The sequence below is a fragment of the Sinobaca sp. H24 genome (assembly GCF_023845525.1).
In genome coordinates this window covers 41,770-49,566 of the sequence record NZ_JALBWT010000040.1, presented here as the reverse complement: position 1 = coordinate 49,566, position 7,797 = coordinate 41,770, and the positions used below count along the sequence as shown (strand labels likewise).

Here is a 7,797-nt window from a genome sequence, read left to right as displayed (position 1 = left end):
GAGAACCGCTTGTAACCAGCGGCGATGCTTCACCGCGTCCGGAAAGCAGTCAGCAGCAGGAAACAACATTCAATAAGCTGACCGACCTTGTTTCAAGAGATCTGATTATCCCCGAATTGACTGCCGATTCCCGGGAAGACGTAATGGATGAAATGATCCGCACCCTTTCCGGTAATGATGTTCTTACTGATAATAAGGCATTCAAACAGGTTATTCTGGACCGGGAAGCGCAGGGCTCTACCGGGCTCGGTATGAATGTAGCTATTCCCCACGGAAAAGCCGACGTCGTGAAAAAGCCCGCGGTCGCTTTTGGCATTCACCGGCAGGGCGTGGACTGGAACAGCATGGACGGCACGAATGCGAAATTAATATTTATGATTGCGGTACCGGAAGAACGGGCCGGCGATGATCATTTACGAATTCTTCAGATGCTGTCCAGAAAACTGATGGATGAAGAATTCAGAGAGAAGTTAATCCAGGCGGAAAATAAACAGCAGATTTATAAGCTGCTTGATGAAATATAACTTCATTTTTAAAAGCATGCCCGAACCAGGCATGCTTTTTTCTATATTCCCATAATATAAATGATATTTTCTTTACCTATGATTAACAAATTTTACATACACAGTGAATCCAAAGTACTTGTTTTTCATTTCAGAATATTCTTATAAATAGAGCCTTTTATACTTATCTTCGTTTATGCAGGTGTATATTTATATATTATTTTTTATAAACATAACTATTTTGTGCTATAAAAATTGGAAAAGTAGTATAGTCCCCCTCCCCTCTGACTCTCTTTAAATATGCTTTATACTTCCTTAACAACCGACGTCTATAGTTAAGGATGTAAAACATAATCAGAAAAGGGGTCAGTAAAACATGAAATCTATTCCTCACAGACTTAAAAGCGTTGCCGCACTTGGACTTGGAACGTCGATTATTCTTTCCTCCGGAACAGGAGCCTACGCCAGCATGCCTGATGACAATGGAAACGCCCCGGCTCATTCCCAGAAAGAAAAGCCGGAAGAAGTAGAAAACATCATTTATATGATCCCTGATGGTTTTGACGCAGCTTACGCTACAAATTACCGCCACTTCAAGGGCGAAGAAGCCCCTGTATGGGACGAATTTTTAACCGGCATGATGAAAACCGACTCAGCCGACAACCTCGTAACCGATTCTGCCGCAGCCGGAACAGCGATGGCCCGCGGAGTTAAAACAGAAAACGGCATGATCGGTATGACACCGGAAGGCGATTCTCCGGACAGCATACTTGAAAAGTCAGGAGATGCCGGCAAATCCACCGGCCTGGTTGCAACATCTACAATTACCCATGCCACGCCGGCTGTTTTCGGATCGAGCGTAGAAGATCGCGATAACGAAGCCGGCGATTGCTCCGCAGCTGCTTGAAAACGTTGATGTCCTTATGGGCGGAGGCCGCAATATGTTTCTTCCTGAATCAGAAGGCGGCGAGCAGGAGCAGGATAATCTTATAGAAAAAGCAGAAGCGGACGGATTTACCTATACAGAAAACCTTAATGATATTCAAGCTTCCGAGGAGGAAAAAATTCTAGGCCTTTTCCATGAAGAAGCAATGTCTCCGGAACTAGAACGCCCGGAAGAGCAGCCAAGCATTTCTGAAATGACGACTTCGGCGATCCAGTCTCTGGAAAAAGATGAAGATGGATTTTTCCTCATGGTAGAAGGAAGCCAGATTGACTGGGCCGGCCACGCTCATGATGCAGCCTGGGCCATGACCGACACCGAAGCGTTTGAAATGGCTGTACAGGAAGCCGTGGATTACGCTGAAGCAGAAGGCAATACGCTTGTTGTTGTCGCAGGTGACCACGAAACAGGCGGTATGACGGTTGGCGGGTATGACGAATATATGGCTAAGCCGGACGTTCTCCGCGATGTAACGGCTACAGGAAACAAAATGGCGTCTGAGCTCAATGATGATGCCTCCAACGCAGCAGAAGTACTGTCTACCTTCACTGGTATTGATATTACTGATGAAGAAGCAGAACGTATTCAAAATGCTGAAGATGAAGAAACACGTGCTTCCGAAATTAATTCTATCGTAAGTGAATATGCCTACGTTGGCTGGAGTACTTCCCAGCATACTGGTACAGATGTTCCATTATATGCGTACGGTGCCGGATCTGAGGAATTCACCGGACTATTGGATAACACTGAACTCCCTGAAAAAATGAGCGCCCTTATCGATCAATAAAAGCGTTCAGCTAAAACCCCCGTTCCGCCTTTCACACCAGGCGGGACGGGGGTTTTTCACATGGTAAAAAGAACGCTCAAAGCAAGCGAGGCTCCTGCAGAAAAACTGAGCCAATGCCCGAGAGAAAAAGATTTCTCCCGGAACAACAGCAGTTTTGCCGTACCCAATCCCATAAGCAGCAGTAAAAATAAAGTAAAAAAAACGGCTAAAAACAGCACAGCGTTCTCCTTTCTTCACTATACGGCTTGTAATATTAGAATATGTCCGTCTTCTGTCATATACTGTATATATTGAAACTACGCGATGAGGTGTCTCTATGCAGGGTAAAAAACAGCTGGCAGAAGAAGCAAAAACATTTATTGAACTGGCCTATATGGAAGCAGGAAAAAATAGCAGCGTGCAGCAGACGCGCTTAAAACAGATCGAGAGGGAGATTGCCGACACGGGGCACTACACCCATACGCTGGAAGAACTGCGCATTGGAGCAAAGCTTGCCTGGCGCAACAGCAACCGCTGTATCGGACGGTTTTTCTGGGAATCACTTCATGTGCTGGACTGCAGAAAAGACAGTACAGAAGAAGAAATCGCCCAGTCTTTGTTCCGGCACATCCGCTACGCAACGAATGAAGGAAGGATTCTGCCGGTCATTTCTTTATTTGCGCCGGCCTCCCCTGAGCAGCCGGCTATTCGTATCTGGAATTATCAGCTGATCCGCTACGCCGGCTACCAGACAGAACATGGCGTAATCGGCGATCCGGATTCTATTGATTTCACTAATAAGTGCCTCGAACTGGGCTGGCAGGGATCACGAACGACAGATTTCGATGTTCTCCCTATCTTAATCAGTATTGGTGAGAATGAACCTAAATGGTTTTCAATTCCCCCCTCCTCGTTCTTGAAGTCCCTTTGGAGCATCCGGAATACGAGGCTTTTGCAGAGAAAGAATACAAATGGTACGCCGTCCCTATCGTATCGGACATGAAGCTTGAAATCGGCGGCATCACCTATCAGGCGGCTCCGTTTAACGGCTGGTATATGGGAACGGAAGTCGGCGCCAGAAACCTGGCGGACACCGGCCGCTACAATCTTCTGCCCGAAATGGCTGAGATTGCGGGCCTGAATACTTCATTCGCGTCCACTCTCTGGAAAGACCGTGCGCTTGTGGAATTGAACCGGGCCGTTCTGCACTCCTATAAAAAGCAGGGCGTCAGCATGGTTGATCACCATACCGCCGCTTCTCAATTCGAGCGTTTTGAAAAGAAAGAAGCCCAGGCCGGCAGGGAAGTAACCGGGGACTGGACCTGGCTGATTCCGCCGGTTTCTCCTGCCACAACGTCCATTTTTCATAAAGAATATAACAATCATATCAACAAGCCGAATTATTTCTATCAGGACAGGCTCTATTAGCTGTAAGTAATATCTACCCCTGCAGCTTTCAACAGTTCAAAATAGGACGGGCACGTTTTGGATACGCAGCCCGGATCAGCAATCGTAACGTCCGGCACCTTTGCTCCTACAAGAGACAGCGCCATTGCCACCCTGTGGTCATCATAGGATAATAACGGGGTTCCTTTCGGCGTTCCCGGATAAACAGTCAGTCCGTCTGCGAACTCATCTGTCTTTATTCCCAGTTTCCCAAGCTCAGTGCAGATCGCATGAATGCGGTCCGATTCGTGATGGCGGATATGCTCTACGTCCCGCAGGGTAACCGGCCCGTCCGCAAACGGAGCAATTGCAGCGATCGTCAGCGTCTGGTCCGACATTTCTTTCATACTTATATCCAGGCTGCCTTTGAGCTGCTCCGGCCCCTGAATCTCTACATAGGTTTCGCCTTTTTCTACGGTGCATCCCATTTTTTCATACAAGTCCACCATGCCGATATCCGGCTGGTTCGTTTCGGTAGGCAGATTATTAATACGAACCCGTCCGCCTGAAATAGCTGCAAGCGCCATAAAATAGCTCGCCGTAGAAGCATCTGCTTCCAGAGCCATATCCCGGGCTTTGTAGCCTGAGGCCGGAACAGTCATTTTGGTCAATTCATCGTTATATACAGAATTCACTCCAAATTCCTTCATTAAATCCAGCGTAATTTTTACATAGGCATGCTGCACGATGTGATCGGGTATGTTTACCGTCAGATCATTCTGCTGGTTTGCCCCTGAGATAAGCAGACCGCTGATAAACTGGCTTGATACGGCGCCGGATATGCTTACGTTTCCGCCGTGCAGGCCGGAAGGCTTGATTACCAGAGGGTAGAATCCTTTTTTGTCTTCGTATTCGATCTGTGCCCCCAGCTGCTCGAGCGCCTCCATTAAAGGTTTGACCGGCCGTTCGCTCATCCGCCTGCTGGCTTCGATCCGATATGATCCTCCCTCAGCTGCAGCAATCGCGCCTGGCAGAAACCGTGCGATCGTCCCCGCTGCCCCGATATAAAGATCCGCTTCCTTGACCGGCCAGCTGCCGCCGCAGCCGTCTATTTCCACCGTGTCCCCGGTAACCCGGGAAGATACGCCCAGCTTTTCCAGCGCATCCAGGCACCAGTAGGAATCGTCACTTTTTAGCAGGCCGGAAAGCGTAGACGTTCCTTCCGCAAGTGCTGCCAGAATAAGCGCCCGGTTCGTAAAGCTTTTACTACCCGGTACAGTCATATCCACCGATACAGCTTTTCCATTCAGCGGATGTATCGTTACATTATCTACATCATTTAACGCCGACCAGGGCGAACGTGCTTTTAAATCAGGAGTACTCATAGTATCTATCCATCCTTTTATCGTAGTCGTAGTTTGATTTTGTCATTTGTTCATGTCCCTATTATGCCACAAAATCAAAGCCCGCAGGAAGGATGCACACGTTTAAAAGCAGACGCCCGGCTAAGAGCGTCTGCTTTTCTAAAGCTTACACAGCGGCGGTAAGTTTAGCCCGGATTCCGGACGGATCCTGAAAGCTGATCCCATTTCCATCTTCTTCTAAAGGCGTTCCCTCTTCCTTTAAGCGGGCAGCTGCTTTTAGTTTTTCTTCTTCATTCGGAAAAACGATCGAGTAATACATCAGTCCAACCGCATTTTCTGCAGGCGCCGGAGCATTATTTCCAGCCCAGAGGTTCACGGCAATATGATGATGGTATCCCCCCGCTGAAACAAACAGAGCGCTTCCCGGAATGGAAATCATCGTGTTAAATCCGAGCACTTCTGTATAAAAATGAGCGGACTTTTCGAAATTGGAGATGTGGAGATGTATATGACCAATGACGGTTCCTGCCGGTAGACCGTTCCATTCCGATCCGGATGCTTCCTGAAGGACGCCTTCCACATCCATCGGCAGCGTCTGTACTGCAAGTTCGCCGTGTGCATTTCTTTTCCACTCCTGCTCCGGACGGTCACGGTATATTTCGATGCCGTTGCCGTCTGGATCCGCCAGATATACTGCTTCGCTGAACTGATGGTCCGAGGCGCCCTGCAGCGGATAGTTATTATCCAGCAGATGCCGGAGCGACAAGCCAAGGCTCACCCGGTCCGGGACCAGCACAGCAAAATGATAAAGGCCGCTCGTTTTTTGTTTCGGCCGTACCCCCTGCTTTTCCTCGAGTATTAAAAGAATACTGCTTTCCCCCTGAGCTCCTAATTCTGCCCGGTTTCCTTTTCTGCTTTTCACTTCAAATCCAAGCATGTCCTGATAAAATTCCAGAGACGTGTCCAAATCAGAGATCAGTAGTTCCACATGGCCTATTTTCGTTTTTTCATGTATTTGATAGGACATAATCGGCTCCTTTTTTTCTTGAGATACTTCAAATTTATTCCATTACTTTTCGTAAGTCAAAAAATAACTCTTTACTAGAACACACGTTCTTATATATGATAGAAAGAAAGAGGTGGCTGTTATGACTGAAAACAAACTGACGCCGGGATCAAATATGAGATGGGAATCTTCGAGAATGATTCTTCCCGAGCATCGGGACGCCTGGAATGAACGCCGGGCTTCCGGCAGGCGCCTGCCAAAACCACTGCTTGATGAGCAGCGTCTGGAAGAGCTGGCCTGGACGCTGGAACAGATTATCGGCACCCCGCAGGAGTACTGCTTTTCCTACTGGGAGGACGGGGAATACAAACTATTTTCCGGACGTTGTCAATCTGTTCATCCAACGCGCAGGCTTCTTCATTTAACAAATGAAGAAGAGATCCTTTATATTTCGTTCGATGTTCTCGTGGATATCGCTGAAAAATAAATATTCCCTCTGCCCACTGTATGCTACCATGAAAAAAAGTCTCTCGATTCAGGCTGAAGAAAGCTCCTCACAAAAGCCGGGAGCCTGAAAAGAAAGGAAGATGTATGATGAACCTTCGTGACATATGGAAAGCGCGTGCTGTTATAAAAAGGGAACTTCCCCCGACCCCTTTAATGCATTCCTCTGAACTAAGTGCTTTTACAGGGGTGCCCGTCTATTTAAAGCTCGAACAGCTCCAGCCTTCCGGGTCGTTTAAGCTTCGCGGCGCCACCCATATGATTGCTTCTCTAACGGACGCCCAAAAAGCAAAAGGGGTGGTCACCTTTTCCACCGGCAATCACGGATTTGCTGTTGCAAGGGCCGCCGCCGCGCACGGCATCCGCGCTGTGATCTGCGTAGCAGAAACGGTCACACACGCGAAAATAGAAGCGCTGCAGCAAAGCGGCGCTGAGCTTCGTATAGAAGGAAAAAGCCAGGATGAAGCCGGAAAAATCAGTGCTGAACTTGTTCAAAAAGAAGGACTGACCCTGATTCCTCCATTTGATCATCCCTTCATTATTGCAGGTCAGGGCACGATAGGCCTGGAGCTGCTGGAAGAACTGCCGGATATATCCGCCGTAATTGCGGGGCTCTCTGGAGGCGGTCTTTTGTCCGGACTGGGGCTGGCCATGAAAGAAGCCGACCCCTCCATCCAGGTTCACGGGGTAACTATCAGCAAAGGCGCCGCCATGCAGGAAAGCCTGAAAGCAGGACATCCTGTTGAGGTAGAGGAAACACCCACGCTAGCAGACAGTCTTCTTGGCGGTATCGGACTCGACAATCAATACACTATGGCTATGATCGAGCGCTACACCGACATCCGCTGCGCGGTTTCGGAGGAAGCGATCGCCCGGGCTATGGCTTTTTTATACAAAAAACACCGCCTTATTGTAGAAGGCGGTGCTGCAGTGGGTGTCTCGGCGCTGCTTGAAAAGACCATCCGGCCGGACGGTCCGACAGTCATCGTTATTACTGGAAACAGTATCGATCCGGCGGTTCATTATGAAACGGTGGCGCCTTACCTATAGCTCCCGGCTGTCTCTTTTATCTGCAAATCCATATGGAATCACAGAAAGCAGGTCCAGTTTATCTGCTTTCTTTTTTTGTGGCAGCTGATACGGCTTGATCCACTTTTTAAACAGCTTTGGCTTGAGCACCTGTTCCAGAAAATAAAGACTCTGCAGCGGACCGCCCCCGCTTTCAATTAAATGAACGAGCTGGAGGTTATACTCTTTTTCTTTACGGATCCACGCCTCCATCTGCCGCGGCGACATAAGCACATACGGAAGGTCTCCTTCATAAA

General features: G+C 48.4%; 8 protein-coding genes and 1 pseudogene. 6 read left to right on the top strand and 3 right to left on the bottom strand.

Translation table 11 applies throughout. The features are described 5' to 3' along the window. From MMY81_RS28730 to MMY81_RS28715, 4 genes and pseudogenes are all read left to right on the top strand, one after another. A partial coding sequence (locus tag MMY81_RS28730; protein WP_252315503.1) for a PTS sugar transporter subunit IIA occupies positions 1-524 on the top strand: 524 nt, incomplete at its 5' end. Between the two features lie 355 nt (positions 525-879). Then, positions 880-1,410, top strand: a complete 531-nt coding sequence (locus MMY81_RS28725; protein WP_252315502.1) for an alkaline phosphatase — start codon at positions 880-882, stop codon at positions 1,408-1,410. Positions 1,411-1,444: 34 nt separating this feature from the next. Then, complete coding sequence (locus MMY81_RS28720) at positions 1,445-2,233, top strand: alkaline phosphatase (RefSeq protein ID WP_252315501.1); 789 nt, start codon at positions 1,445-1,447, stop codon at positions 2,231-2,233. Positions 2,234-2,549: 316 nt separating this feature from the next. Next, a pseudogene (locus MMY81_RS28715) lies at positions 2,550-3,640 on the top strand (nitric oxide synthase oxygenase). Here MMY81_RS28715 and aroA read toward each other — a convergent pair. Next, on the bottom strand, positions 3,637-4,983 hold the full coding sequence (gene aroA / locus MMY81_RS28710; RefSeq protein ID WP_252315500.1) for a 3-phosphoshikimate 1-carboxyvinyltransferase: 1,347 nt from the start codon (positions 4,981-4,983) through the stop codon (positions 3,637-3,639). The pseudogene MMY81_RS28715 and the gene aroA sit on opposite strands and share 4 nt — an antisense overlap. Positions 4,984-5,128: 145 nt before the next feature. Continuing rightward, the gene (locus MMY81_RS28705) at positions 5,129-5,989 is read right to left on the bottom strand and encodes a VOC family protein (RefSeq protein WP_252315499.1); all 861 of its coding nucleotides are present in this window, start codon (positions 5,987-5,989) and stop codon (positions 5,129-5,131) included. A 121-nt stretch (positions 5,990-6,110) separates the two neighbouring features. Here MMY81_RS28705 and MMY81_RS28700 point away from each other — a divergent pair, with 121 nt between their 5' ends. Both MMY81_RS28700 and eutB read left to right on the top strand, forming a co-directional pair. Further along, a complete protein-coding gene (locus tag MMY81_RS28700) occupies positions 6,111-6,455 on the top strand; it encodes a YolD-like family protein (protein WP_252315498.1) in 345 nt (114 codons plus the stop codon). Positions 6,456-6,559: 104 nt separating this feature from the next. After that, complete coding sequence (gene eutB / locus MMY81_RS28695; RefSeq protein WP_252315497.1) at positions 6,560-7,522, top strand: hydroxyectoine utilization dehydratase EutB; 963 nt, start codon at positions 6,560-6,562, stop codon at positions 7,520-7,522. Here eutB and MMY81_RS28690 read toward each other — a convergent pair. Further along, a complete protein-coding gene (locus MMY81_RS28690; RefSeq protein WP_252315496.1) occupies positions 7,517-7,774 on the bottom strand; it encodes a hypothetical protein in 258 nt (85 codons plus the stop codon). The genes eutB and MMY81_RS28690 overlap by 6 nt on opposite strands. Positions 7,775-7,797: the final 23 nt, after the last annotated feature.